Origin of the sequence: Roseicella aerolata (assembly GCF_020523605.1) — a bacterium.
Classification (GTDB): Bacteria; Pseudomonadota; Alphaproteobacteria; order Acetobacterales; family Acetobacteraceae; genus Paracraurococcus; species Paracraurococcus aerolatus.
This window is the reverse complement of the sequence record NZ_JAJAQI010000012.1, coordinates 64,867-91,492: the sequence shown is the minus strand read 5'-3', so window position 1 is coordinate 91,492 and position 26,626 is coordinate 64,867. Positions and strand designations below refer to the sequence as shown.

Annotated in this window: 14 protein-coding genes; 6 read left to right on the top strand and 8 right to left on the bottom strand. The window is 71.7% G+C overall.

The window, feature by feature from the left end; all coding sequences use genetic code 11:
- Positions 1-101 precede the first annotated feature (101 nt).
- From malQ to LHA35_RS10055, 6 genes are read right to left on the bottom strand one after another with little or no spacing between them, the layout of a single operon-like run.
- The gene (malQ, locus tag LHA35_RS10080; RefSeq protein ID WP_226607812.1) at positions 102-2,138 is read right to left on the bottom strand and encodes a 4-alpha-glucanotransferase; all 2,037 of its coding nucleotides are present in this window, start codon (positions 2,136-2,138) and stop codon (positions 102-104) included.
- Positions 2,139-2,151: 13 nt separating this feature from the next.
- The gene (treZ, locus tag LHA35_RS10075) at positions 2,152-3,939 is read right to left on the bottom strand and encodes a malto-oligosyltrehalose trehalohydrolase (protein WP_226607811.1); all 1,788 of its coding nucleotides are present in this window, start codon (positions 3,937-3,939) and stop codon (positions 2,152-2,154) included.
- A complete protein-coding gene (gene glgX / locus LHA35_RS10070) occupies positions 3,936-6,035 on the bottom strand; it encodes a glycogen debranching protein GlgX (RefSeq protein ID WP_226607809.1) in 2,100 nt (699 codons plus the stop codon). The genes treZ and glgX overlap by 4 nt, the downstream gene beginning before the upstream one ends.
- A gap of 1 nt (position 6,036) precedes the next feature.
- Positions 6,037-8,193 (bottom strand): 1,4-alpha-glucan branching protein GlgB, encoded by a 2,157-nt coding sequence (glgB, locus tag LHA35_RS10065; RefSeq protein WP_408902314.1) that lies wholly within the window; start codon positions 8,191-8,193, stop codon positions 6,037-6,039.
- Positions 8,190-11,546, bottom strand: coding sequence for a maltose alpha-D-glucosyltransferase (gene treS / locus LHA35_RS10060; protein WP_226607807.1), 3,357 nt, complete (start codon positions 11,544-11,546; stop codon positions 8,190-8,192). Before treS ends, glgB begins: the two co-directional genes overlap by 4 nt.
- The gene (locus LHA35_RS10055) at positions 11,546-14,920 is read right to left on the bottom strand and encodes an alpha-1,4-glucan--maltose-1-phosphate maltosyltransferase (protein WP_226607804.1); all 3,375 of its coding nucleotides are present in this window, start codon (positions 14,918-14,920) and stop codon (positions 11,546-11,548) included. The genes treS and LHA35_RS10055 overlap by 1 nt, the downstream gene beginning before the upstream one ends.
- Positions 14,921-15,067: 147 nt before the next feature.
- Here LHA35_RS10055 and LHA35_RS10050 point away from each other — a divergent pair, with 147 nt between their 5' ends.
- The 5 genes from LHA35_RS10050 (at position 15,068) to LHA35_RS10030 (ending at position 22,704) form a co-directional block, all read left to right on the top strand.
- Positions 15,068-15,259: an AtzG-like protein gene (locus LHA35_RS10050; protein ID WP_226607802.1), complete on the top strand. Its 192-nt coding sequence runs from the start codon at positions 15,068-15,070 to the stop codon at positions 15,257-15,259.
- Positions 15,256-16,785 carry an AtzE family amidohydrolase gene (locus LHA35_RS10045; protein ID WP_338050855.1) on the top strand — a complete coding sequence of 510 codons (1,530 nt, stop codon included), beginning with the start codon at positions 15,256-15,258 and terminating at the stop codon, positions 16,783-16,785. The genes LHA35_RS10050 and LHA35_RS10045 overlap by 4 nt, the downstream gene beginning before the upstream one ends.
- A gap of 68 nt (positions 16,786-16,853) precedes the next feature.
- Complete coding sequence (locus LHA35_RS10040; protein ID WP_226607799.1) at positions 16,854-17,117, top strand: cupin domain-containing protein; 264 nt, start codon at positions 16,854-16,856, stop codon at positions 17,115-17,117.
- Between the two features lie 44 nt (positions 17,118-17,161).
- On the top strand, positions 17,162-18,496 hold the full coding sequence (gene hemN / locus LHA35_RS10035) for an oxygen-independent coproporphyrinogen III oxidase (RefSeq protein WP_226607796.1): 1,335 nt from the start codon (positions 17,162-17,164) through the stop codon (positions 18,494-18,496).
- Between the two features lie 788 nt (positions 18,497-19,284).
- Positions 19,285-22,704: a PAS domain-containing protein gene (locus LHA35_RS10030; RefSeq protein WP_226607794.1), complete on the top strand. Its 3,420-nt coding sequence runs from the start codon at positions 19,285-19,287 to the stop codon at positions 22,702-22,704.
- Positions 22,705-23,149: 445 nt separating this feature from the next.
- On the opposite strand, the gene LHA35_RS10025 is transcribed toward LHA35_RS10030, so the two are convergent.
- Entirely contained in the window at positions 23,150-23,509 is a 360-nt protein-coding gene (locus LHA35_RS10025; protein WP_226607791.1) for a response regulator, read from the bottom strand.
- A gap of 259 nt (positions 23,510-23,768) precedes the next feature.
- A complete protein-coding gene (locus tag LHA35_RS10020; protein WP_226607788.1) occupies positions 23,769-26,144 on the bottom strand; it encodes a xanthine dehydrogenase family protein molybdopterin-binding subunit in 2,376 nt (791 codons plus the stop codon).
- A 139-nt stretch (positions 26,145-26,283) separates the two neighbouring features.
- On the opposite strand from LHA35_RS10020, the gene LHA35_RS10015 reads away from it, so the two are divergent.
- A complete protein-coding gene (locus tag LHA35_RS10015; protein ID WP_226607785.1) occupies positions 26,284-26,610 on the top strand; it encodes a multidrug DMT transporter permease in 327 nt (108 codons plus the stop codon).
- Positions 26,611-26,626 lie beyond the last annotated feature (16 nt).

The following is a 26,626-nucleotide window of genomic DNA, read 5'->3' as shown; positions in this document are numbered from 1 at the left end:
AGTCTCCATTGGCTGCAGGGCAGGTCGCCGGCGGGCGGGAATGCCCGGCGGCGCGAGGCTGCCCTGACAGGAAGCGAAAAAAGCGAATGCAGCCGGTGCGGTCAGGTTCCATCCGCCCGGGGCCGGGCGCGGGCGAAGAGGTCGAGCCGCCGCGCGACCGCCGGGTCGTCCAGCAGCGCGCCGGCCTCGCCGGGCAGGCGGCGGCGCCAGTTCGGGTGCTCCTCCACCGTGCCGGGCAGGTTGGGCTGCTCCGGCATGGCGAGCGCATCCTCCAGCGGCAGGATGGCAAGCGCGCAGGCCGCGCTGCCGACATGGGCGAGGGCGACATCCACCACCGCCGCGCCGTCCGCCGCCGGCGGCTGGTCGCCGGTGGCCGCGCCGCTTTCCAGGAAGGCGGTCCAGAGCGCGGCGCGGTCCGTCTCGCGCCGGTCCTCCTCCCGCCTCGCCGTCTCCGTATCGGGGAACAGGCCGAGCTGCTCGCGCCAGGCGATGTCGCGGCCCTGCCACCAGCCGACCACCGTCGGCAGGTCATGCGTGGTGGTCATCGCCGTCGCGTTGCGCGGCCAGTGGCGCGGGGCGCGGAAGCGGCCGTCCTGCTCCTGCTCGAACCACAGGACCTTCATCCCCAGGATGCCGGCCGTTTCCATGCGCGCATGGAAGCCCTCCGGCAGGGTGCCGAGATCCTCGCCGATGACGATGGCGCGGTGGCGGTGGGATTCGAGGGCCAGCAGGCGCACCAGGTCGTCGATGGGGTAGCGGAGATAGGCGCCCTCCGCCGGGCCGGCGCCGCGCGGCACCACCCAAAGGCGCTGCAGGCCCATCGCGTGGTCCACGCGCACGCCGCCCGAATGGCGGAAGGCGGCGCGGGCGAGTTCCAGGAAGGCGGCGAAGCCGCCGGCCTTCATCTCCAGCGGCGAGAAGGCGGTGAGGCCCCAGTCCTGGCCGAGCGGGGAGAAGACATCCGGCGGCGCGCCCACCGACAGGTTCGGCAGGATGGCGCGCTGGTGCGACCAGGCATGGCTGCCGCCACCATCCGTGCCCACGGCCAGGTCGGCGATCAGGCCGACCGGCATGCCCGCATCCCGCGCCGCCTGCTGCGCCGCGCCGCGGGAGGCGTCGGCCAGCCACTGGCAGAAGGCGTGGAAGGCGACCTCGGCCGGGTTGTCGCGGGCGAATTGCATGACGCCCGGGCTGTCGGGCGCCTGGAATTCGCGGGGCCAGTCCTGCCAGTGCCAGAGGCCGGGATCGCGCGCGAACAGATGGGCGTGCAGCGCCTCGAACCGCGCATGCGCCTCGAGCGCCGCGCCGGCCTCGTTGCGGTAATCGACGAAGCCGGGGTGGTCGGCCGCGGCCTCATACAGCCCGCGCAGGCGGTCGAGCTTGCGGCGCGCGGCCGCAGGCCAGTCGACGAGCTCGTCCTTCGGGCCGGGATCCTCCGGCACTTGGCCCAGCGCCGCGGCCGGATCGGCGTGCAGGACGTTCAGGAAGATGCGGGAGGAGGGCGAGTAGGGCCCGTACTTGTTCACATCCGCCGAGAAGAGCGCATGCGCCGGGCTGACCGCGATGGCGGCGCAGCCGCGCCGGCCGGCAGCCTGGGCCAGCGCCGCGACGCCGCCGAAATCGCCGATGCCCATGTCGCGCGGCGAGCGCAGGGCATAGATCTGTGCGGCCAGCGCCCAGGGCAGGCTGCCGCCATGCGCCTCCGCCCCCAGATCGGCCAGCGTCACGCAGCGCGGCGGCGCGGCGGCGACGATGCAATGCGCATCGTCCAGGTGCAGGCGATGGTAGCCGGGCGTCGAGATCGCCGGCAGCCGCGCCTCGCCGCCCCAGCCGTGCTCCAGATGCCCCTCGATCCGGTCGCCGCCTTCGATATCCAGCCGGAAACGCTGGCCGGCCACGGCGCCCGGGATGTGCACGCCATCCGGGCCGATGGTCATGGTGATGAGCGGCGGCAGCCGGTCCGCGAGGGCAGCGAGCATCGCCCGCGCCTCCCTGTTATCCGTGGGCAGCCCCTGCGCGGCCATCACGGCGCGCAGCGTGTCCGGCGCGACGCGCCGCTCCTCCCCATGCACGTCGCGCCAGGTGGTGGCGATCCCCGCCGCCTCCGCCATCGCCCGCAGGTCGTCGTCCGTGGTCATGCCGGCCCCTTCGTCATGCCCCATCATCCTGCCGCGGCGGGTCCATCAGGGCGACGGTGCAACGCGGCGGCAGCGTGCCGGTGCCGAGCGTGCCGGCGGCACCTGCCATGCTCTCGAACAGGGGGCTGCCGGGCGCATGGCAGGGCGCGGCCTCCCCGCCCAGATTGGTGGCGATCGTCAGCAGGCTGCCATCGCCGAGCCGCCAGCGGGCGAGCACCGCCTTTTCCCCGATTGCCTGGGCGCCGAGGGCCTTCGCGCCGGGCAGGCGGGGGATGATGTGCTCCCGCCGCAGGGCGAGCAGGCGCCTGTGCAGGGCCAGCACCGCGCCATGCGGCGGCCGCGTGGCTTCCGCCGGATCGGGGACCGAGGCGCGGAAGGTGCCCTCGGCATTCGGGTCCGGGATGCGCTCCCGCTTCGCCGGGTCCTGGAAGGCGGCGAATTTGGCGAACTCCTTGCGCCGGCCGGCGGTGACCAGCGGCGCCAGTTCCTCATTGTGGTCGGTGAAGAAGAGGAAGGGGGCGGTCGCGCCCCATTCCTCCCCCATGAACAGCATGGGGATCTGCGGCGAGAGCAGCAGCAGCGCCGCCGCCGCCGCCAGCGATGCGGGGTCGGCCAGCGCCGTCAGCCGCTCGCCGAAGGCGCGGTTGCCGACCTGGTCGTGATTCTGGAGGAACAGCACGAAGGCGGTCGGCGGCAGATGCGCGGAGGGCTCGCCACGCGCATGGCCGAGATGCCCGCTCTCCTGTCCCTGGAACAGGAAGCCCTCGGAGAGGACCTTCGCCAGCTTCTCCGCGCCGTTCTCGGAGAAGTCCTCGTAATAGCCCTCGCGCTCGCCGGCCAGCAGCGGGTGCAGGATGTTGTGGCCGTCATCGTTCCATTGCGCGTCGAAATCGCCGGCCGGCTTCAGGTGGCGGGCGCCGTTCCGCTCGTTCTCCAGCACCAGGTGGATGTGGCGATCGGGGATCTCCCGCCGGATGCGGGCGGCCATCACGTCCAGCCAGTCGGTCTCGGCGATGGCATGCACGGCATCGAAGCGCAGCCCGTCGAAACGGTACTCGTTCAGCCAGAAGAGGGCGTTCTCCTCGAAATAGTCCCGCACCGCGGGCTGGCGGAAATCGATGGCGGCGCCCCAGGGGGTGTGGATGCCCTCGTCGAAGAAGCGCTTCGCATAGGCATGCAGATAGGCGCCGTCCGGGCCGAAATGGTTGTAGACCACATCGAGGAAGACCATCAGGCCCAGGCCGTGCGCGGCATCGACCAGGGCCTTCAGCGCCTCCGGCGTGCCGAGCGCGGTATCCGGCGCATAGGGCAGCACGCCGTCATAGCCCCAGTTCCGCCGGCCGGGAAAATCGCCGATCGGCATCAGCTCGATGGCGGTGACGCCCAGCTCCTTCAAGCGCGGCAGGGCGGCCTGCACGCCGGCGAAGCCGCCCATGGCGCCGGCATGCAGCTCATAGAGCACCACCTCATGCCAGGGGCGGCCCTTCCAGTCCGCGTGCTGCCACCGGAAGGCACGGGGGTCCACCACCACCGAAGGGTCGTGCACATCGCCCGCCTGCAGGCGGGAGGCCGGATCGGGCACCGCCAGGTCCGGCGAGACGCGGAAGCGGTAGCATGCCCCGGCGCCGACCGGCGCCACCACCTCATGCCAGCCATCGCCGAGGGCGTTCATTTCCTGTGGCGCATGCCGCTCCACCTCCAGCATCACGCGCGGCGCATCCGGTGCCCAGAGGCGGAAATGCGTGCGGTCGGGCGCCAGCAGCGTCGCGCCCCAGCGGGTTTCCTGCGCGAAGCCGGTCATGGCAGCCGCGCCGCCAGCAGCACGGCGCTGCGCGGGCCGACCGGCACGGCCTCGTCCAGCACCGGTCGCTCCGCCGCCTCCGGGTGGTAGCTGTCCAGCACCAGGGTCCAGTCCAGCCGCGGCTTCGGCAGCGCGAAGGCGTGGCCGGCGCCATCGGCGTTCAGCAGCAGCAGCGTGATATCCACGCCGTCATCCTCGGCCGCGGTGGCCCGGCGCAATGCCAGGGTGCGTGCCTCCGCCTCGTTCCAGGCTTCCGGGGTCATCGGCTTTCCATGCTGGTCGAACCAGGCAATGTCGTTCAGGCCGGGCCGGAGTTCCGTCACGCCATGCAGGAATATGGCCGGGCGCAGCGGCGGCAGGCGCTGGCGCAGCGCGATCAGTCGGGCGGTGAAACGCTGCAGAGCCTGCGCCTCGGGCGCCGCCGCGCGCTCCCAGTCCACCCAGCTCGTATCGTTGTCCTGGTTGTAGGCGTTGTTGTTGCCGCCCTGGGTCCGCAGCATCTCATCGCCGGCCAGCAGCATCGGCGTGCCGGCCGAGGCGAAGACGGTCGTCAGCATGGCGCGCAGCACGGCCAGGCGGGTGGCGAGAATCTCGGGATCTTCCGTCTCCCCCTCCTCGCCCCAGTTGCTGCTGTAATTCTCGCCATGGCCGTCGCGGTTGTCCTCGCCATTCGCCTCGTTGTGCCGCTCCTCATAGGAAACGACGTCGTGCAGCGTGAAGCCGTCATGCGAGGCAACGAAATTCACGCCGGCCCAGGGACGGCGCCGGCGGCGGTCGAACAGCTCGGCCGAGCCGGTCAGGCGCGCGGCGAGCTCCGCCCGCATGCCGGCATCGCCGCGCCAGAAGCGGCGCACGCCATCGCGGAAACGGTCGTTCCATTCGGCGAAGCCGGGGGGGTGGTTGCCCACCTGGTAGCCGCCCGGGCCGATATCCCAGGGTTCCGAGATCAGCTTCACGCGCGACAGCACCGGGTCCTGCCGGATGGCATCGAAGAAGCCGCTGCCGGGATCGAAACCGTGTCCCTCCCGCCCCAGGATCGTGCCGAGGTCGAAGCGGAAGCCGTCGATCCGGTATTCGGTCACCCAGTAGCGCAGGCTGTCCATGACCATCTGCAGCACCCGCGGATGGCTCAGATTCACCGTGTTGCCGGTGCCGGTGTCGTTGATGTGGTGCCGCTCCTCGCCGGGGATGAGCCGGTAGTAGGAGGCGTTGTCGAGCCCGCGCCAGGAGAGGGTCGGGCCCAGCTCGCTGCCCTCGCAGGTGTGGTTGTAGACCACATCCATAATGACCTCGATGCCCGCACCGTGCAGGCGCCGGACCGCCACCTTCAGCTCGTTGCGCATCCACTGCTCGATCAGGTAGCGCGGCTCCGGCGCGAAGAAGGCGAGCGTGGAATAGCCCCAGTAGTTGCGGAGCCCCTTGGAGACGAGGAAGCGGTCCTGCAGGAAGGCCTGGATCGGCAGCAGCTCGATCGCGGTGACGCCGAGGCGATGCAGATGCTCGATGACGCGGGGATCGGCGAGGGCCCGGAAGGTGCCGCGCTCGCGCGGCTCGATATCCTCCCGCCGCATGGTCAGGCCGCGGACATGCGCCTCATAGATCACCGTGCGGTCCCAGGGCACGCAGGGGTTGCGGTCGTCGCCCCAGGCGAAGCTGTCATCCACCACCACGCCCTTCGGCATGGCGAGGGCGCTGTCGCGCCGGTCGAAGGAGAGATCGGCCCGGCCGGCCCCGAGGCGGTAGCCGAACAGCACGTCGGACCAGCGCACCTCCCCATGCAACTGCTTGGCGTAAGGGTCGAGCAGCAGCTTGTGCGGATTGAAGCGGTGGCCGCGCCGCGGCTCATAGGGCCCATAGGCACGATAGCCGTAGAGCTGGCCCGGCCGCGCCTCCGGCAGGTAGCCGTGCCAGACCTCGTCCGTGCATTCCGGCAGCGGCAGGCGCGCTATCTCCCGCCGTCCCGAGGGATCGAAGAGGCAGAGATCGATCCGCTCCGCATTCGCGGAGAAGACGGCGAAGTTGACCCCCAGCCCGTCCCAGCTTGCCCCCAGCGGATCAGGTCGGCCGGGCAGCAGGCGGGACGGGATTGGCGGCATGCTATCCTTCTGGGACGAGAATCAGCGCGGCAAGCGGCGGCAGGAAGAGGTTCAGGCTGTCGGCGAAGCCATGCGTCGATACCGGCTCCGCGGTGATCCAACCACCGTTGCCGCTGTTGGTCCCGCCATAGGCGCCGCCATCGGTGTTCAACACCTCGTGCCAGGTGCCGCCGCGCGGCACGCCGATGCGGTAGCCGTGCCGCGGCACGGGGGTGAGATTGCAGACGATCAGCGCGGGCGGATCTCCCCCCGTGCCGAGACGCAACCAGGCGAAGACGCTCTGGGCGCGGTCATCGCCGATCACCCAGCGGAAGCCTTCCGGCGAGTCGTCACGCCGGTGCAGCGCGGGGATGTTGCGATAGGCCGCGTTGAGGTCGTGCAGCAGGCGCTGGATGCCGCGATGGCGCGCATCGTCCAGCAGCGGCCAGTCCACGGTCGCGTCGTGGTTCCACTCCGATGGCTGGGCGATCTCGCCACCCATGAAGAGCAGCTTCTTGCCGGGATGCGTCCACATGAAGGCAAGATAGGCGCGCAGATTGGCGAATTTCTGCCAACTGTCGCCCGGCATCTTCCCGATCAGCGAGCCCTTGCCATAGACCACCTCGTCATGGCTGAGCGGCAGGATGAATTTCTCGCTCCAGGCATAGACCAGGCCGAAGGTCATGCTGTCATGGTGGTACTGGCGGTGGACTGGATCCTCCTCGATGTAATGGAGGGTGTCGTGCATCCAGCCCATGTTCCACTTGTAATTGAAGCCGAGGCCGTTCTCATGGGTCGGCTTCGTCACGCCGGGCCAGGCGGTGCTTTCCTCCGCGATCATCACCGCGCCCGGGCAGCGCTCGGCGACCACCGCGTTCAGCTCCTGCAGGAAGGCGACCGCTTCCAGGTTCTCCCGCCCGCCATGGCGGTTCGGGATCCATTCGCCCTGCGGCCTGGAGTAGTCGCGGTAGAGCATGGAGGCGACGGCATCCACCCGCAGCCCGTCCACATGGTAATGCTCCAGCCAGTGGAGCGCGCTGGCCAGCAGGAAGCCGCGCACCTCGTTGCGGCCGAAATTGTAGATCGCCGTGTTCCAGTCGCGGTGGAAGCCCTCGCGCGGATCGGCATGCTCGTACAGCGCGGTGCCGTCGAAGCGGTAGAGGCCATGCGCATCGGTCGGAAAATGCGCCGGCACCCAATCGAGGATCACGCCAATGCCGGCGGCATGCGCGCGGTCCACGAAATGCGCGAAGCCGGAGGGCGGGCCGAAGCGCGCGGAGGGCGCGAACATCGATAGCGGCTGATAGCCCCAGGAACCGCCGAAGGGATGCTCCATCACCGGCAGGAATTCGACATGGGTGAAGCCCATGCCCTGCACATAGGGAATGAGGCGGTCCGCCAGCCGGTCCCAGTCCGGTGACTGGCCTTCCGCGTCGCGCCACCAGGACCCCGGATGCACCTCATAGATCGAGATGGGCGCATCGGGCGCCTGCAGGGCGCCGCGGCGCGCCATCCAGTTGCCATCGGTCCAGGCGAAGGGCGCCGGGTCCATGACGCGGGAGGCGGTGGCGGGCGGATGCTCGGTCGCCGTCGCCAGCGGGTCCGCCTTCAGCGGCAGCAGCCTGCCATCCGCGCCGACCAGCTCGTATTTGTAGGTGGCGCCGGGTTGCAGGCGCGGGATGAACAGCTCCCAGACGCCGGCCTCGGCGCGCAACCGCATCGGGTGACGGCGGCCGTCCCAGCCATTGAAGTCGCCGACGACCGAGACGCGCCGCGCATTCGGCGCCCAGAGGGCGAAGCGCACGCCCGGCACGCCCTCCACCATCATCGCCTGCGCACCGAAGACCTTCGCCAGCTCGAAATGCCGGCCCTCGGCGAAGAGGTGCATGTCCCAGTCGCCGAGCAGCAGGCCGAAGCTGTAGGGGTCCTCCGTCTCCTGCGGCAGGCCGGGCCATTCCACCCGCAGCCGGTAGGGCACCTGGCGGGAGACGCGTCCCGCGAAGATGCCCGCGGGATGCACCCGCTCCAGCCGGCCCAGCTCCTCGCCGCCCTCGCGCGCCAGCACCACCACGCCGCGCGCGCCGGGCTGGAAGGTCCGCACCTCCTCGCCATGGGGCCCGAGCACCGCGAAGGGATCGCCGTGATGCCCGGTGGCCAGCGTCTCGTAAGCCTGCATCATGCCGTGATCCGCTCCGCCAGCGCCGCCAGGCCCCGGAGCGGGACTCCGATCCAGGCAGGTCGATTCGCCGCTTCATAGCGGATTTCGTAGGCCGCTTTCTCGATCAGGAAGAGATCGAGCAGCGCCGACGCCGCTTCCGCCGGCACCCAGGGATTCTCGGCCGAGGCCTCGACCTCCCGATAGGCGGCGAGGAAGGCCCGCTCCGCCTCCTGCTGCCAGCGGGCGATCAGCGCCGCGCGGCGTTCGGAGAGCGCCGCCGCGGCGGCGCCGGACGCCTCGGTCGCGGTCGCCACATGCGCCGCATAGTCGAAGCTGCGCAGCAGCCCCGCCACGTCGCGTAAGGGGCTGCCCTTGGCGCGCCGCTCCTCAAGCGGCCGGGCCGGCTCACCCTCGAAATCCACGATCACCGCATCGCCCTGCGCCACCAGCACCTGGCCCAGGTGGAAATCGCCATGTACCCGCGTCTTCAGCGCCCCGGCGGCGGATTGCGCCAGGCGCCAGGTCGCCTCCCGCAGCGCATCGGCCCTGGCGAGCAGCCGCTCCGCGAAGGGCGCCGCATCCGCCGGCAATGCCCGGCCCGACAGCAGGTCGAGCGCCGGGTCAAGCTGCGCGAGCGCGCCGGCGGCCCAAGCCGCGCGGTCATCCTCGCTCGCCATCTCCGGCGCGAAGTCCGGGTTCTCCGTCGGCCGCGCCAGCGCCGCATGCAACTCGCCCAGCCGCTGGCCGAGCGCGGTGGCGAAGGAGAGGTAGCCGGCGAAGGGGTCCTCCGGCGGCGTGTCGGTCAGCGCCGCCTCGTCCACCGCGCGGTGCAGCCAGTCCTGCGTCCAGCCCCAGCCATCGCCCTGGTTCCGGACGAAGCCCTGCGCCAGCATCAGCGTGTTGGGCGTGCCGTCCGGGGCGATGCGCACCACCTCGCCCAGCAGCGGCGCGGTGTTGGTGAAGCCCAGCTCGGTCAGGTAGCGCGTCACCTCGGCTTCCGGATGGATGCCCGGGGTGATGCGGCGGATGATCTTCAGCACCACCTGCTCGCCATAGATGAGCGAGGAGTTGGACTGCTCGGCCGAGAGCCGACGGATCTCGGCATCCGCCGGCAGGGTGACATCCGCGAGGCGCGAGGTGGCGCGGAACCGGATCTCACCCTCCTCCGTCGGCAGCACCGTGCCCTCGCGCAGCGCGGTCATCACCGCATGCGGCATGCGGTTGTCGGCGAAGGCATCGGTCAGGAAGCCGACGCGCCTGCCCTGCCGCAGGCGGGAGAGGGCGAGCTGCGCCGGCAGCGGGCCGACGCCTTCCAGTTCCTCCGTGCCGGCCAGCGGCAGGGCGTAGCGCTCCGTCCTGCCGGGAAGCTGCGCCTCCACCTCCGCCATGACCACCGCGCCCTTGGCCTCGGGCAGGGCAGCGATGGCGGTGATCCGCATGCGCTCCAGCCGCTCGCCCTTGGCGGCGAACCAGCGGCGTTTCGGCAGGTATTCCGGCAGGACGTTCTGTTCGAGATCGCCGCGCACGGCGGCGCCGAGGAGTTCCTTCACGTCAGCCCTCAGGACCAGGGTGCGGAGGTCCGGCAGCGGCTCGGGGCTCGGCGCGTGCCAGGGCGGCAGCGCCTTCTCCGTCGCCAGGACGAACCAGTAGAAGCCATAGGGCGGCAGGGTGAGCAGGTAGGGAAGCTGGCCGATCGGCGGGAAGGAGGTGCCGCCCAGCATCTCCACCGGCACGCGGCCGGAGCAGGAGGACAGGTCGAGTTCCACCGCCTGGGCCGAGCGGGAGAGGTTGAAGACGCAGAGGATCGTGTCCTCCTCATGCGCCCGGATATAGGCCAGCACCTTGCGGTTGGCCGGGTACAGCAGGCGCATGGAGCCGCGGCCGAAGGCCTTGGAGCGCTTGCGCACCGCCAGCATGCGGCGCATCCAGTTGAGCAGGGAATGCGGGTCGCGCGCCTGCGCCTCGACATTCACGGCCTGGTAGCCGTAGATCGGGTCCTGCAGCGGCGGCAGCACCAGCGCCGCCGGGTCGGCCTTGGAGAAGCCGCCATTGCGGTCCGGCGACCACTGCATCGGCGTGCGCACGCCGTCGCGGTCCTTGAGGAAGATGTTGTCCCCCATGCCGATCTCGTCGCCGTAGTAGATCACCGGCGTGCCGGGCATGGAGAGCAGCAGGCCGTTCATCAGCTCGATGCGGCGGCGGTCGCGCTCCAGCAGCGGCGCCAGGCGGCGGCGGATGCCGAGATTGATCCGCGCCCGCTTGTCGGCGGCATAGGTGGACCAGAGATAGTCCCGTTCTCGGTCGGTCACCATCTCGAGCGTCAGCTCGTCATGGTTGCGCAGGAAGACGGCCCATTGGCAGCCCTCCGGGATGTCCGGGGTCTGGCGCAGGATGTCGGTGATCGGGAAGCGGTCCTCCTGCGCGATGCCCATGTACATCCGGGGCATGAGCGGGAAGTGGAAGGCCATGTGGCATTCGTCGCCGCCGCCGAAATACTGCTGCGTGTCCTCCGGCCACTGGTTCGCCTCGGCCAGCAGCATGCGGCCCTGATAGCCCTGGTCGAGCTTGGCGCGGATGCGCTTCAGGACGTCGTGCGTCTCGGCCAGGTTCTCGTTGTTCGTCCCTTCGCGCTCGACCAGATAGGGCACGGCATCCAGGCGCAAGCCGTCGATGCCGATATCCAGCCAGAAGCGCATGACGTTCAGCACGTCCGACAGCACGCGCGGGTTGTCGAAATTGAGATCCGGCTGGTGGCTGTAGAAGCGGTGCCAGAAATAGGCCTTGGCCGTCTCGTCCCAGGTCCAGTTCGACTTCTCGGTATCCAGGAAGATGATGCGCGTGCCCTGATACTTCTGGTCGGTATCGGACCAGACATAGTAGTTGCGGGCGGCCGAGCCGGGCGGGGCGGTGCGCGCCTTCTGGAACCAGGGATGCTGGTCGCTGGTGTGGTTGATGACCAGCTCGGTGATCACCTTCAGGCCGCGCGCATGCGCCTCCCGCACGAAGCGGCGGGCGTCCTGCAGCGTGCCGTAGCTGGGATTGACGCCGCGGTAGTCCGCGATGTCATAGCCGTCGTCGCGCAGCGGGCTCGGGTAGAAGGGCAGCAGCCAGAGCGTGTCGACGCCGAGCTCGGCGATGTAGTCCAGCTTTTGCAGCAGGCCCGCGAAGTCGCCGATGCCGTCATCGTTGGAATCGAAGAAGCTCTTCACATGCAGCTGATAGATGACCGCGTCGCGGTACCAGAGCGGGTCGCGCTTCTCCTCCAGCGGCCGCGGCCGCGTCAGGGCGCGGCGCTGCGGGGCCACGGGGAAGGCGGCGCGCAGCTCCGCCGGGGTCGGGCTGATATCCTGGCCGTCATCGCTCCGGCGGGACATCACGCGCCCTCCGCCGGCCGCACGCGCCACAGGCCGAAGGGCAGCGCGCCCGGATCGAGCCGAAGCCGCTGCACCTTGCCGCGCCAGGTGAACCGTCGCCCGGTCATCAGATCCTCCGCTTCCAGCGCCGCGTGGTCGGGCAGCCCCCATTCCCACAATGGCAGCTCCACTGCCGTCTCCTGCACGTTATGCGGATCGAGCGACACGGCGCACAGCACCACGTTGCCGCGATCCGCGGTCGCCTTACGGTACCACAGCACGCGATCGTTGAAGGCATTGTGGAAGGCGACGCCCAGATGCGTCTGCAGGGCCGGATTGGCGCGGCGGATCATGTTCAGGCGGGTGATCTCCTCGACGATGTCGCCGGGCCGGCGGTCCGGCCAGGCGCGGATCTCGTACTTCTCCGAGTCCAGGTATTCCTCGCGGCCCGGCAGCGGGGTGGCCTCGCAGAGCTCGAACCCCTGGTACATGCCCCAGAGGCCCGACAGCGTGGTCGCCAGCGCGGCGCGAATCAGGTGCCCGGCGCGGCCGCCGGTCTGCAGGAAGGGCGGGTTGATGTCGGGCGTGTTGACAAAGAAATGCGGGCGGAAGAAGTCGCGCGGCGCCGTCGTCGTCAGCTCCTGCAGGTAGTCCGTCAGTTCCTGCTTCTCGTTCCGCCAGGTGAAGTAGGTGTAGGACTGGCTGAAGCCGATCTTCGCCAGGCGGTACATCACCTTCGGTCGGGTGAAGGCCTCGGCGAGGAAGACCGCGTCCGGATGCCGCGCGCGGATATCGGCGATCAGCCATTCCCAGAAGGGGAAGGGCTTGGTGTGCGGGTTGTCCACCCGGAACAGCCTCACGCCGTTCTCCACCCAGAAGCGCACCACGTCGCGCAGCGCGATCCAGAGCGAGGGCACCGCGCCCGGATTGTAGAAATCGACGTTGACGATGTCCTGGTACTTCTTCGGCGGGTTCTCCGCGTAGCGGAGCGAGCCGTCCGGCCGCCAGTCGAACCAGTCCTTGTGCTGCTTCAGCCAGGGATGGTCCGGGCTGCACTGGATGGCGAAGTCGAGCGCGAGCTCGAGCCCATGCTCCTTCGCCGCCGCGACCAGCCGGCGGAAATCCTCGAGCGTGCCGAGCTGCGGGTGCAGCGCGTCATGCCCGCCCTCCTCCGAGCCGATGGCGTAGGGGCTGCCGGGATCGTCCGGCCCCGGCGTCAGCGTGTTGTTGCGCCCCTTGCGGAAGGCGCGGCCGATCGGGTGGATCGGCGGGAAGTAGAGCACGTCGAAGCCCATCGCCCGGATATGCGGCAGGCGGCGGATGACGTCGTCGAAGGTGCCGTGCCGCGCCGGATCGCCGCTCTGGCTGCGCGGGAAGAGCTCGTACCAGCTGGCGAAGCCGGCGCCGGTGCGTTCGGCATCCAGCGGCATCTCGGCGCTGCGCACGCGGAAGGGGCGGTCGTCGGCGGCGGCCATCAGGCGCGCGGTGTCCGGCGCCATCAGGATGGTCAGGCGCTCCTGGTCGGGCGCCCCCTGCAGCCGTTCCGCCAGTTGGGAGAGCGCGCCGCCGACGCGCTTGCCGGCCTTCGTCACCAGGATGCGGCCTTCCTCCAGCTCCAGGCTGATCGGCACATTGGCCGCGTGCTTCTTCTCCAGCTCATCGCGGAAGGTGGCGAAGGCGTCGCGCCAAGCCTCCACCACGAAGACATGCCGCCCCATGCGCTCCAGCGGGAAGCGCGCCGCCCACCGGTCATTGCCGAGCGGGGTCAGGCGGCACTCGGTCCATTCGGCCTCGTCCGCCGCGCGCCACATCAGGGCGGCGCCCAGCTTCTCATGCCCGTCGCAGATCAGGTCGCAGGAGACCTCCACCACCTCGCCGACCGTGCGCTTCACGGGGAAGCGCCCCTCATCGACCGAGGGCGAAACATGTTCGATGCCGATGCGCAGATCTGGGGAGGCGGCGGCCAGGGCACCCGCCTCCGCAGCCTTGGCGCCGGCGGGGGCCGCGGTGGTCAGGATCGGCCGCGGCGCCTCCGCCTGGTAGAGCCGGACCTCCCCGGGGGCGAGCTGCACCGTCGCGGTCGGCGTCAGCGGCGCGCCCTCGGCGGGCGAGAGCGGGCGGAAGCGGGTGAAGATCCCGCCCGTGCCGGGCAGCAGGGCGGCCAGCGTCACGCTTGCCCCGGCGCGGAGGTCAGGGTTGACCAGGACCAGCGTCGCCTCCCGCGCCTCCCGGGCATCCGCCGCGGCGGCGCGCAGCAGCGCCGAGACCGGCGCGCCGAAGCCGGAGAGCGGGCGCAATTCTCCCTGCGCCAGCGGCCGGGCCGCCGCCACGGCATTGGCGGCGCGCAGCCCGGCCGAGAGGTCGAAGGGGGCATGCGCCTGCAGCCACTCCCAGTCGCCCGGCCGGTCGCGCGCCGGGTCCAGCGGCCGGCGGGCGCCGTACTCGAAGCCCATCGGCACCAGCAGCCCGGCGCCGATGCCGGCGCCGAGACGCAGGTGGCGGGCGGCCGCCCGCTCTGCCGTCCAGGCATCCGCGTCGCGCGCGGCGAGGCGCGGGCCGAAGGGGGCTTCCACCGTCGAGATGACCGGGGCGATGGCGGCAAGCCGCGCCGCTTCCTCCGCCAGCCAGGAGCCTTCCAGGTCCCACCAGCCCAGGCTGTCGAAGACCGCGGCGAAGCCGCAGCCGGCGAGCCGGGGCAGGTCGGGGGCCGGGATGCCGGCGGTCCAGGCGAGGAAGCGCGCCTGCGGCAGGGCAGAGGTGATGCGCCGCCAGACCGCGGGCGGCACGCGGTGCGGCGCGTCGCAGCGGAACCCGGCGATGCCGGCTTCGGCGAAGCGGCGCAGCCGCTCCTCCCACCAGGCGCCCAGGGCCTCGGCGACGGCCGGGTCCTCCCAGCGGGTGCGGGCGGTGCCGCGCTCGGGCAGTGGCAGGCGCGGATCGGGCGGGCCCTCCTGCCCATCCGTGCCGAACCAGTCGGGATGGCCGGCGCGCAGCGCGCCATCGGCCGCCACCCGGTCCAGCACGATGTCGAGGTAGAGGGCGAGGCCGGCCGCCCGCGCCTTCGCCGCCAGCGCCGCCAGGGCGGAACCGGCGTCGCCCGGCGCCTCCAGGATCGGGTGCGGCGCATCCGGATCGGCCAGGTGGAAGAGATTGCCGCTCGGCCCCGGCGCGAAGGGCGGGGCGATCAGGGCGGCATCGAAGCCCAGCCCAGCGATGCGCGCGAAGGCGGCATCCCAGGCGGGCAGCGGCCCGACCAGCAGGGGGTGCAGGAAATAGATCCGCGGGGCCGGGACCGCCGGCGCCGCCATCGGCGCCGCCCGCACCTCCTCCTGGGCGGACGGCTCGGTCACCGCGCGCGCCAGGGCCTTCGGCTTGCTGCCGCGTCGAGACGCCATCCGTACCCCCATATACATGCCCGGCGCGAAACGCCGGGGGGCGGGATCGGCGTCATCGCGTCCGATCACGCGTGCGAGAGATCGAGGGGCGCGGGCGCACGGCACGATTCCGGCATGGGAGGATGCGCCCCGCCGCAGGAGACCGCCATGCTCGACCCCGACCGCTTCGACCCCGCCGCCTATGTCGCGGCCACGGCCCCTGCCATGGGGCTGGCGCTGGATGCTGGGCGGCAGGCGCGGGTGGCAGCGGCGCTGGCGCTGGTGGCGCGGATCGCGACGCCGGCGCTCCGGCTGCCGCTGACGGAGACGGCCGAGCCGGCGCCGGTGTACCGGCCGTGAGCCTGGCCGAGGACCGCAGCGGCCCTGGCCAGGCAGGCCGCACGCCGCCAGGCCCCGATGCCGGGCCGGCGCTCGGCCTTGCCGCCCGCATCCGCGCCGGCGAGACCACGGCGCGGGCGGTGACGGAAGCGGCGCTGGCCCGCATCGCCGCGCGCAATGCCGAGGTGAACGCCTTCACCACCCTGCTTGCCGATCGGGCACTCGCCTCCGCCGCTGCCCTCGATGCGCGCATCGCGGCGGGGCAGCCGGTCGGGCCGCTCGCCGGCGTGCCCTTCGCGGCCAAGAACCTGTTTGATCTCGCCGGTATCCCGACCGTCGCCGGCAGCCGGATCCGGCGGGCCGCGCCGCCCGCCACGCGCGATGCCTGGGTGGTTCGGCGGCTGGAGGCCGCGGGGGCGATTTGCCTCGGCGCGCTCAACATGGACGAGTTCGCCTACGGCTTCACCACCGAGAACAGCCATGACGGGCCGGTGCGGAACCCGCACGACATGGACCATCCCGTGGGGCGCATCGCCGGCGGCTCCTCCGGCGGCTCGGCGGCGGCGGTCGCGGCCGGGCTGGTGCCGCTGAGCCTCGGGACCGACACCAATGGCTCCATCCGGGTGCCGGCCTCGCTCTGCGGCATCTGGGGGGTGAAGCCGAGTTATGGGCGGCTCTCCCGCCAGGGCACCTTCCCCTTCGTCCATGCCCTCGACCATGTCGGGCCCTTCGCCCGCAGCGTCGCCGACCTCGCCGCCGCCTATGACGCGCTGCTGGGGCCGGACCCCGAGGACCCGGCCCAGGCGCCGCAGCCGCCGGAAGCGGTGACGCCCGGCCTCGGCGCCGGGATCATGCCTGACAGCGCGATTCACGCCCTCGGTGCAGGAGCCTCGGGCGATCGCGCCGTCGGGCTGCGCGTCGCCGTGCTGGGCGGCTGGTTCGGCCGGCAGCAATCGGACGCCGCCCGCAACGCCGTTGCCGCGGTGGCGCGCGCGCTGGACGCCGTGGAAACGGTCGAGTGGGACATGGCGGAGGCCTGCCGCGCTAGCGCCTTCCTGATCACCAGCGCCGAGGGCGGGGCGCTGCACCTGCCGGACCTCCGCAGCCGGCTGGAGGAATTCGAGCCGCTGATCCAGGACCGGCTGCTGGCCGGCGCCCTGCTGCCGGCGGCCTGGATCAACCAGGCGCAGCGGGTGCGCGGCCTGGCGCGGGATTCCATGCGGGCGCTGATGGCGGAGTGGGACATCCTGCTGGCGCCCGCGACCCCGGTGCCGGCGACGCCGATCGGGCAGGAGGCGCTGGCGCTCGACGGCGTGGAGGTGCCGCTGCGGCCCTCCATGGGCCTCTTCACCCAGCCGATCAGCGGCATCGGCCTGCCGGTGGTGACCGCGCCGGTCCAGGCGGCGGAGGGCGCGCTCCCGATCGGCGTGCAACTGATCGGTAAGCCCTGGACCGAGGCGGTGCTGTTCCGCGCCGCGGCGGTGCTGGAGCGTGCCGGGGTCTGTGCCGCCCCGGTGGCGCCGGCCTTCGCCGAGGGGGCGTTCTGACCGCCCCGCGCTTCGGCCGGATCGGCGAGGGCCCACCTGCCCCCGCGGGCGGCGAGCGCTTCACCGAATTGCTCGCGGCCGGCGGCGCGCGGGTGGTGCGCATCGCCTCGCGCGGCCAGGCCGACCCGCCGGGGCAGTGGTACGACCAGGCGGAGGCGGAGTTCGTCCTGCTGCTGGCCGGCGCCGCCCGGCTCGGCTTCGTGGATGGGACGGAGCGTGACCTCGCCCCCGGCGACTGGGCCGTGATCCCCGCCCATTGCCGCCACCGCGTCGCCTGGACCGATCCGGCGCGGGAGACGCTGTGGCTGGCGGTGCACATGCCGCCCGCTTGATCCCGCGCAAGGCGCCCGGCGCCGCGACCGCCCAAGGATGCGGCATGAGCAGGCCCATCCCCATCGGCTACGCGCTGGCCAATCTTCCGCGCTACACCTCCTATCCCACCGCGCCGCATTTCGGCCCGCTGGGAGAGGCGGAGTATCGCGGCTGGCTGGCCGGCATCCGGCCGGAGGACCCTCTCAGCCTCTATCTCCACATCCCCTTCTGCCGCTCGCTCTGCTGGTATTGCGGCTGCCACACCGCCGTCACGCGCAGCGCGGAGCGGATCGCCCGCTATGGCGCCGCGCTGCGGAAGGAGGCCAGCCTGCTGGCCGAGGCGCTGCCGGAGCATGCCGGCATCGCTTCCGTGCATCTCGGTGGCGGCACGCCCAGCACCCTCGGCGCCGCCGGGCTCCGCGCCCTGTTCACCGAGCTGCGCGCCACCTTCGGCATCCGGCGCGATGCGGAACTCGCCATCGAGCTCGACCCGCGGGTGGTGGATGAGGAGATCGTGGCGGCGCTGGCCGATGCCGGCATCACCCGCGCCAGCTTCGGCGTGCAGGACATCGACCCCGCGGTGCAGCGCCGCATCGGCCGGGTCCAGCCGGAGGAGATGGTCGCGCGCGCGGCGGCCTGGCTGCGCGCCGCCGGCATCACCGCGATCAATTTCGACATGATGTACGGCCTGCCGGGCCAGAGCGCGGCGCAGGTCGCCGCCACCGCCCGCTTCGCGGTGGAGCAGGGGGCCGACCGCGTGGCGGTCTTCGGCTATGCCCATGTGCCCTGGATGAAGCCGCACCAGAACGCCATCCGCACGGAGGACCTGCCGGGCGCGCTGGAGCGGCTGCAGCAGGCCGAGACGGCGGAGCAGGTGCTGGTGGCGGCCGGCTATCAGGCGATCGGCCTCGACCATTTCGCGAAGCCCGGGGACCCGATGGCCATCGCCGCGCGCGACGGCACGCTCCGCCGCAATTTCCAGGGCTACACCACGGATGCCGCGCCGGTGCTGCTCGGCCTCGGCGCCTCCTCAATCGGCGGGATCGAGGCCGCCGGCTACGCCCAGAACGAGCCGAACGAGCGCCGCTGGGTGGCGGCGGTGGAGGCGGGCGAACTGCCGATCCGCCGCGGCCGCGCCGTGACGGCCGAGGACCGGCTGCGCCGGCACTGCATAGAGCGGGTGATGTGCGACTTCGCGCTCGACCTGGCGGCGCTGCCGCCGGCGCTGGTCGCCGGGGTGCGGCCGGCCCTCGCGCCGCTGGAGGCGGACGGCATCCTGGACCTGACGCCCGACCTCCTGCGGGTGACCGCGGCCGGGCGGCGGCATGTGCGGCATGTGGCGGCCTGCTTCGACGCCTATCTCGGCACCGGCGCGGGGCGGCACAGCGCGGCGGTCTAGAGCAGATCGCCGAAGGCCGTGAACGACCGGAGGCGTGAATCTGCTCGAAAAACAAAGGTCTACAGCGGATCGTGAAGGGGCGTGAACGCCCCGCGGCGTGACGCTGTTCTACAGACAACCGTCTACAGCGGATCGGCGTGCAGTTCTGGACGCGATCCGCTGCAGGGCAAACTCCGGCCGGGGAGACCCGCCTGGGCGGGACAATTCACCCGCTTGGCCAAAGGCCCGGGGGCTGCTGGCGTGATAAACCTCTGCGCTGATGGAATCTGCGGGCGCTTTCATCGCAACCTTAGGCGTGACGCCAGTCTGCCGCGCAACGAACACGGATTCCTGCCGGGAAAAGGTTTGCCAACCCGCATAAATGCTGACGCATATATGCGGCCTCAGTCGCCGGCGCCGCGCTGCGGCTTGGCTACGCGCTACCTGGCGCGGCGCCCCCGGTGCCCATGGAAGATGCCGGTGGCATCTTCCATGGGGGCCCGGCCGTTCGGGCGCTCAGCCGCCTGCGGCGGCTGCAGGTCAGGATTTATGCAGGCGGCTATGAGCGATTGCGGATGGAAGCCGCGCCGGGCGCACTGGCCGGTCGCCCCTTCCTGGCCGGGGAGCCTCACCCGGCGGGCGATCGCGGGCCCGCCCTTGCGGCAGCACTGCCGGCCTTGCTGCGAGGGAACAGCCCGGCTGTCCGCCGGCTGAACCAGGCATGATCGGCTTGCCCATATTTCTGACGGGTATGTGATCGCACGAGGAGGGGCCGGTGGTTACAAGCGGGCGGGTCATCCTACCAGCGCATGGTGCTGTCCCAGCCGCCCCTCAGGGTCATCCTGGCCGCCGTCTTCGGCGGTATCGCATTGCTCGCCGCCCTGGCCACCAGCTTGCTGGCCGGGAGCGATGCCGGCCGCCGGATCGCGGCCAACCAGCAGGCCCTGCTGGCCGGCACCGCCGCGCGCGTTGCCGACCGGCTGGACCGCGACATGGCGGCGCGCTGGCGCGACCTGCAGGTGGCCACCGGCCTGCCGCTGATGCGCGACCCCGGCACCGCGCCGGAGATGCGGCGCACCATCCTCCGGCAGCTTCATGACACCTATGCCGAATATGCGCTGCTCGCCTTCGTGGCGCCGGATGGGCGGGTGGTGGCGGACAGCCGGCAATTGCTGGAGGGCGCGGACGCTTCCGGCCGGCCCTTCGTGCAGGCGGCCATGCGCGGCCCGGTGGTCGAGGATGTGCACGACGCCATCATGATGGCGCGGGTGCTGGGGCAGGGGGGGACCTTGCGCCTCGTCGATCTCGCGGCACCGGTGCGGGCGGAGGACGGGCGGCTGGTCGGCGTCATCGCCGCCCATCTGGACTGGCGCTGGGCGACGGAGGTGGTTGGCCCGCCACGGCCGGGCGAGCCGGAGGTGCTGATCCTCTCCCGCGCCGGGGAGGTGCTGCTCGGCCCACCCGGCCTGCTGGGCCGGCGGCTGCCGGCGATCCTGCCCGGCCATGGCCGGGTGGAATTCCCGGACGGGGCGGGTTTCCTGGCGGCGATCCGGCCGACCCAGGGCTATCGCGACTATCCCGGCCTCGGCTGGCAGGTGGTGGCGCGCCGGCCGGCGGCGGAAGCCCTGGCGGGGGCCGCGGCGGTGCAGCGCGACATCATGCTCTACGGCCTCTGGGCCGCCGCGCTGGCCGCCCTGTTCGGTTGGTTCGCCGCCGCCTGGCTGGCCCGGCCGCTGCATCGCCTGGCGGAGGCCGCCGCCCGGCTGCAGCGGGAGGGCGGAAGGGATGCGCTGCCGGCCGGCACCGGCTATGCCGAGGCGGTGACCCTGGCCGCCGCCTTCGACGGGCTGCTCGGCGATTGCCGCCGCTCCGAAGCGGCGCTGCAGGAAAGCGAGCAGCGGCTGCGGCTTGCCCAGCGGGCGGGGCAGATCGGTGCCTATGACTGGGACATCGCAGCCGACCGCATCCGCGTCACCCGCGAATATGCGGTGCTGCACGGCCTGCCGGACCCGGCCGGCGACGCCGTCCGGGACGCCCCCTATCAGGACTGGCTGGCGCGGGTGCATCCGGAGGATCGGGCCCGCGTGGCGGAACGGGCGGCCCGCATCCTGGCCGAAGCCGGTCCCTACGCCTTCGAATACCGTCTGATGCTGCCCGATGGACGGACCCGCTGGATCGCCGACCGGGGCGAGGTGCTGGCCGGCCTGGACGGGCGCGCGGCGCGCGTGATCGGCGCCATCCGCGACGTGACCGGCCGCCGCGCCGCCGAAGATGCGCTGCGGGAGGGCGAGGCAAGGCTGCGGCTGGCGCAGGAGGCCGGCGGGATCGGCAGCTGGGACCTCGACCTGGCGACGGGCCGGCAGGTCTGGTCCGAGCGGCAATACGCGCTCTTCGGGCTAGACCCGGCCCTGCCGCCGCCGGACCTGGCCACCTGGCTCGGGATGGTGCATCCGGAGGACCGGCGGGCCCTGCTGGCCGACCGCGACGCCGCGCTGGCCTCCGAGGCCGGTGCCTTCTCCATCGAATTCCGCATCCGCCGCGCCCCCGACGGCGCCGAACGCTGGCTGGCCGCGACCGGGCGGGTGATGCGCGACGAGGCGGGCCGCCCGGCCCGCATGCTGGGCGTGAACCGCGATGTGACCGAGACGCGGGAGCGGGAGGAGCAACTGCGCGCGCGCGAGGCCGAGTTGCGCGCCATGCTCGAGGCAAACCCGATCGGCGTGCTGCGCGGGGACGTGCATGGCCGCATCCTGGACGCCAATGACGCGCTGCTGCGCCTGACAGGCCATGATCGGGCGGAGCTGGAAGCCGGCACCCTGCGCTGGGACGCGCTGACCCCGCCGGAATGGCTGCCGGCGGATGCCGCCGGCATCGCCGAGGCCCGCCAGCAGGGCGTCTGCACGCCCTATGAAAAGGAGTACTTGCGGCCGGATGGCAGCCGCGTGCCGATCCTGATCGGCTACGCCCTCGCCGGCGAGACGCTCGAGGAGACCATCGCCTTCATCCTCGACCTCACCGACCGCAAGCGGGCCGAAGCAGCGCTGCTGGCCGACAAGGCGGCGCTGGAGCAGGCGGTGGCCGAGCGCACCGCGGAACTGGCGGCGCGGGAGCGCGAGCTGCGGCGGATCTATGACCGCACCCCGGCCGCCTTCCATTCCGCCGATGCCGAGGGCCGCCTGATCCGGGTGAGCGACGAGTGGCTCGCCTGGCTCGGCTACCGGCGGGAGGATGTGCTGGGCCGTCGCACCGGCGAGTTCATGCTGCCCGAGAGCGCGGCGCGCTGGGAGGTGGCACGCACCGAGCTGCAGGCGAGCAGCGACGAGGTGCGGGAGATGGAATACCGCATGCTCCGCGCCGATGGCGAGGTGGTGGACGTGCTGCTGCGCGCCCGGGCGGAGCATGATCCGGACGGGCGCTTCGCCCACAGCTATGCCGTGCTGGTCGACGTGACCGAGCGGAACCGTGCCGAGGCGCGACTGCGCGAGGCGCAGAAGCTGGAGGCGCTGGGCCGAATCGCGGGCGGCGTGGCGCATGATTTCAACAACCTGTTGCAGGTGATGACCGGCGCGCTGCACATGCTCTCAGGCAGTGCCGGCGACCGGGCCCGCGTCGAGCGCTATGCCGGCGTCGCGCTGCAGGCGGCCGAGCGGGGCACCAGCCTGACCCGCCGCATGCTGGCCTTTGCCCGGCAGGACAGGCTGCAATCCGGCCCGGTGCACCTGCCAGAGGTGATGCAGGGCCTGGCGACGCTGCTGCACGGGCCGCTTGGCGCCGATATCCGGCTGGAGATCGCGGCCGCGCCCGACCTGCCGCCGGTGCAGGCGGACCGCATGCAACTCGAACTCGTGCTGTTCAACTTCGCGCTCAATGCCCGGGATGCCATGCCGCGCGGCGGCCGGCTGCGGCTGGAAGCGGCGGCCGAGGCGGTCGGGCTGGCCCATCCGCAGGGCCTGGCGCCAGGGCGCTATCTGCGCATCCGCGTCACCGATACGGGGGAGGGGATGGATGCGGCGACGCTGGCGCGCGCCATCGAGCCCTTCTTCACTACCAAGGAGGTCGGCAAGGGGACGGGCCTCGGCCTGGCCATGGCGCATGGCTTCGCGGTGCAGTCGGGTGGCGCCCTGCGGATCGAGAGCGAGCCGGGCAAGGGAACGGTGGTGACGCTGTGGCTGCCGGAGGCGGTGGCCATGCCGATACCGATGCCGATGGCCGCCGCTGCGGGCGGCTGAGATCGGCCAGGGCCGATGCCGGCGGCCTGATCTTCCGTTCTTGCGGAGTGCCCGGACGGGCGCCGCCGCGACGTCGGCCGAGCCAGGCTTTACGCAGCAAACCGCCCGGCGGTGGAGGGGGCGTTGATGAACCTATCAACGGCCCCGGTCATGGATCCCCGCAGCCTGGGCGCCAGCCTGCGCGGAAGCGCGTCTGCGGCCCGCCGCCAGTGCCGTGTTCTTGCCCGGATGCGGTCACGCATCCGGGCCGCTGCCGGATCACCATCAACGGCCATGAGGATGAGGAAACCCGCGATCCGCATCACCCGGTCGCGGACGGCCGCCCCATGCCATGCAGGCAGGACCTGCGCGGCAAGCCGCCAGGCGCCCGATACCGATCGCAGCCTGCTGCGATGAGGGCCGCGGGAGGGCGGGGTTGATGGGGCGCCACCAACCTCCGCGGGTCTCAGCCGCAGAGCCGGCCGAGCGCGGCGGTCAGGTCGTCCGGATCATAGGGCTTGGCAAGCACCGGCACATGGGAATGGGTCGGTGGCAACCCTTCCGCGCCATAGCCGGTGGCGACCACGAAGGGCACGCCACGCTGCGCCAGCACATCGGCGACCGGAGTCGACGTCTCCCCCGCCAGGTTCAGGTCCAGCACCGCGACATCCGGGGTTTCCTTGCCGAGCAGCGCCAATGCCTCGGACACGGTCGCCGCAGGCCCCACCACGGCCGCCCCGGCATCGAGGAGCGCGTCCTCGACCAGCATGGCGACCAGCGCCTCGTCCTCGACGACGAGCACCCGGCGTCCCGTGAGCCTAGTCATACCACCACTCCCCTGCTCGGCCACCGGGCCCCGATCGATGCCTGATGCGGCCAGGATACCATCTGAAGTTGTGACACCGGCTTCGATGGTCGCCCAACGGCCGGTCACGCCGCCATCCCTCGCCGCAACCGGCCAGCCCTGCAACCATGCTTCTAGGTCTGGAATAGTTGACACATCCGAATGGCAGCAGCGACTCACGCTTCAGCGAGATGTGGTGTCGGTGGCGGCCGGGGCCAAGGGCCAGCGGCCGCCACTGACATCAGGCGGCGGATTTTGCCTCCGCGATCGCGCGCCAGACGCGCTCCGGCGTCGCCGGCATATCGATATGGCCGATGCCGAATTCCGACAGCGCGTCCACCACCGCATTCATCACCGCGGGCAATGAGCCGGCGCAGCCTGCCTCCCCGCAGCCCTTGGCGCCCAGCGGATTGGTCTTGCAGGGCGCGGGGTGGCTGAGGAAGCCGAAGCTCGGTACGTCGGCGGCGCGCGGCAGGGCATAGTCCTGGTAGGAGCCGGAGAGGAGCTGGCCTTCCTCGGAATAGGCCACCTGTTCCATCAGCGCCTGGCCGATGCCCTGGACGATGCCGCCATGCGCCTGGCCCTCGACCAGCAGCGGGTTCACGATGACGCCGAAATCGTTCACCGAGACATAGCGGACGATCTCGGTGGTGCCGGTATCGGGGTCGATCTCCACCTCGCAGACATGGCAGCCATTGGGATAGGCCATCGGCGCCTCCCCGAAGACATGCCGGACATCCAGGCTCTCCGGCATGTCCGGGGCCGGGTTGTTGGCGGTCCGGATGCGCTCGGCCAGTTCCATGATGCCGATGCTGCGGTCCGTGCCGGCGATGGTGAAGCGGCCGAGGCCGTTCGCGTCGCGCTCGAACTCGATATCCGCCACCGCCGCTTCCAGCATGTGCGCCGCGGCCGTCCGGCCCTTCTCGATGACGAGCTGCGCGGCTTCCACAATGGCGGCGCCGGAGGCCATCAGCGACTTCGATCCGCCGGTGCCGCCGCCGGCGATCAGCAGGTCGGAATCGCCCTGGATCAGGCGGATGCTCTCGAAGGGCACGCCGAGCGTCTGGTGCAGCACCTGGGCGAAGGGCGTCCAGTGGCCCTGGCCATAATCCAGCGTGCCGGTGATGATGGTGACGGTGCCATCCGCCTCGAAGCGGATCTCGCCCTGCTCCTTCATCGGCGGGGCGGTGCATTCAAGGAAATTGCCGATCCCCCGGCCGCGCAGCCTGCCGCGGGCCTTGCTCTCGGCCTTCCGCGCCGCGAAGCCGTCCCAGTCCGCGGCCTCCAGCGCCTTCTCCAGGACCGCGGAGAACTCGCCGCTGTCATAGACCGCGCCGGAAGGGGCGCTGAAGGGGAAGGCCTCCGGCCGGATGTGGTTGATCCGGCGGAGCGCGATCGCGTCCTTGCCCGTCTCCTTCGCCGCCTGCTCCAGCAGCCGCTCGAAGAAGTAGTTGCCCTCCGGCCGTCCCGCACCGCGATAGGCGCTGACCGGCGTGGTGTTGGTGACGAGGCATTTCGTCGTCACCTCGATCAGCGGCGTCGCATAGTTGGACTGGATGTTCTTGACGAAATTGCCGGTGCCCATCAGCGGCGCGACGGTCTGCAGGAAGGCGCCCATATTGGCGTAGGAGGTCAGCCGGACCGCGAGCGCGCGGCCCTCGGCGTCCAGCGCCAGCTCCGCCTCCACCTCATGGTCGCGGCCATGGCTGTCCGAGAGGAAGGAGCCGGTGCGCTCATCCGTCCATTTCACCGGCTTGCCCAGCACCTTGGCCGCGTGCAGCAGGCAGAGATATTCCGGATAGGCGCTGGCCTTCATCCCGAATGACCCGCCGACATTGCCGGTCAGGATACGGACCTTGTCCACCGGCACCTTCAGGATGTCGTTCGCCATCTGGCCGCGCAGGCCGAAGACGCCCTGGCTGCCGACATGCAGGGTGTAGCGGCCGGTCTCCGGCTCGTACTCGCCGATGGCGCTGCGCGGCTCCATGGCGCAGACCACGACGCGGTTGTTGCGGATGGACAGCTTCGTCACATGCGCGGCCCTGGAGAAGGCATCGGCCACCTTCGCCGCGTCGCCGTAATGGAAGTCCAGCACGCGGTTGCCGGGCAGGTGGTCATAGAGCTGCGGCGCATCCGGCGCCGCGGCGGCCGAGGCCTCGGTCACCGCCGGCAGCACGTCGATATCGACGAAGACCGCCTCCGCCCCGTCCTTCGCCGCCGCCTTGCTCTCGGCCACCACGAAGGCGACGGGGTCGCCGACGAAGCGGACCTTGTCCATGGCGAGCGAGGGGCGGTCGATGTTGCGCAGCGGCGTGCCATCCGCGTTCTTCAGCGGCAGCGTGCAACGCATATGGCCGTAGCCATGGCCTTCCAGGTCGGCGCCGGTGAAGATGGCGACGACGCCGGGCACCTCCTTCGCCGCCGCGGTGTCGATCCCCCTGATGACGCCATGGGCATAGGGGCTGCGGACCATGACGGCATGGAGTTGGCCGGGCAGGCTGATGTCATCCGTGTAGCGGCCTCGGCCCTGCAGCAGGATCGGGTCCTCGTTGCGGGGGACCGGCTGGCCGACGCCGAATTTCAGGCGGGACAGGTCCGGCATGTTGCTGTCGGGCATCGCTCACTCTCGTGCGGATATTGCTGTTGATGTCGAGCCTAGGGCAGCTTTGTCCAGGGGGCGACCCCGCCGGCGTGAAGCGATCGGCCCGGCGCGGAGGCGGCTGGCAGGCCGTATCGGGGCCGGGTAGAGGAGGCGCATGCAGGCCTATTTCGCGGCGCTGATCGCGCTCTCCCTCGCCGGCGTCATCGAGGCGCGCAGCACCACGCCGGGGCTGCGGCCGGAGGCGCCGGCGGCCGACCGTGCCTTCCGCATCCTCGGCCGCACCGCCTTCGCCTTCTGGCTGGTGCTGCTGGCCTGGGGTTTCTGGGAACTGCACTGGACCCAGCCGGTCTCGGGGCTGATCCTGTCGCTGGGCGCCAATGCCCTGCTGGTCCAGGCGGGCGCCCGGCCCTCCTGGCCAGGCATCTCCATGGGCCTCTCGCTGCTCGGGCTGGTCCTGACCGTGGTGGTGCTGAGCTGGTAGGGGCCGGGCCGGCGGG

What these genes read in the sequence shown, in the direction of transcription:
- malQ (WP_226607812.1), bottom strand. Translation starts at nt 2,138, where the DNA reads ATGACCACGGACGACGACCTGCGGGCGATGGCGGAGGCGGCGGGGATC.
- treZ (WP_226607811.1), bottom strand. Translation starts at nt 3,939, where the DNA reads ATGACCGGCTTCGCGCAGGAAACCCGCTGGGGCGCGACGCTGCTGGCG.
- glgX (WP_226607809.1), bottom strand. Translation starts at nt 6,035, where the DNA reads ATGCCGCCAATCCCGTCCCGCCTGCTGCCCGGCCGACCTGATCCGCTG.
- glgB (WP_408902314.1), bottom strand. Translation starts at nt 8,193, where the DNA reads ATGATGCAGGCTTACGAGACGCTGGCCACCGGGCATCACGGCGATCCC.
- treS (WP_226607807.1), bottom strand. Translation starts at nt 11,546, where the DNA reads ATGTCCCGCCGGAGCGATGACGGCCAGGATATCAGCCCGACCCCGGCG.
- LHA35_RS10055 (WP_226607804.1), bottom strand. Translation starts at nt 14,920, where the DNA reads ATGGCGTCTCGACGCGGCAGCAAGCCGAAGGCCCTGGCGCGCGCGGTG.
- LHA35_RS10050 (WP_226607802.1), top strand. Translation starts at nt 15,068, where the DNA reads ATGCTCGACCCCGACCGCTTCGACCCCGCCGCCTATGTCGCGGCCACG.
- hemN (WP_226607796.1), top strand. Translation starts at nt 17,162, where the DNA reads ATGAGCAGGCCCATCCCCATCGGCTACGCGCTGGCCAATCTTCCGCGC.
- LHA35_RS10030 (WP_226607794.1), top strand. Translation starts at nt 19,285, where the DNA reads ATGGTGCTGTCCCAGCCGCCCCTCAGGGTCATCCTGGCCGCCGTCTTC.
- LHA35_RS10025 (WP_226607791.1), bottom strand. Translation starts at nt 23,509, where the DNA reads ATGACTAGGCTCACGGGACGCCGGGTGCTCGTCGTCGAGGACGAGGCG.
- LHA35_RS10020 (WP_226607788.1), bottom strand. Translation starts at nt 26,144, where the DNA reads ATGCCCGACAGCAACATGCCGGACCTGTCCCGCCTGAAATTCGGCGTC.
- LHA35_RS10015 (WP_226607785.1), top strand. Translation starts at nt 26,284, where the DNA reads ATGCAGGCCTATTTCGCGGCGCTGATCGCGCTCTCCCTCGCCGGCGTC.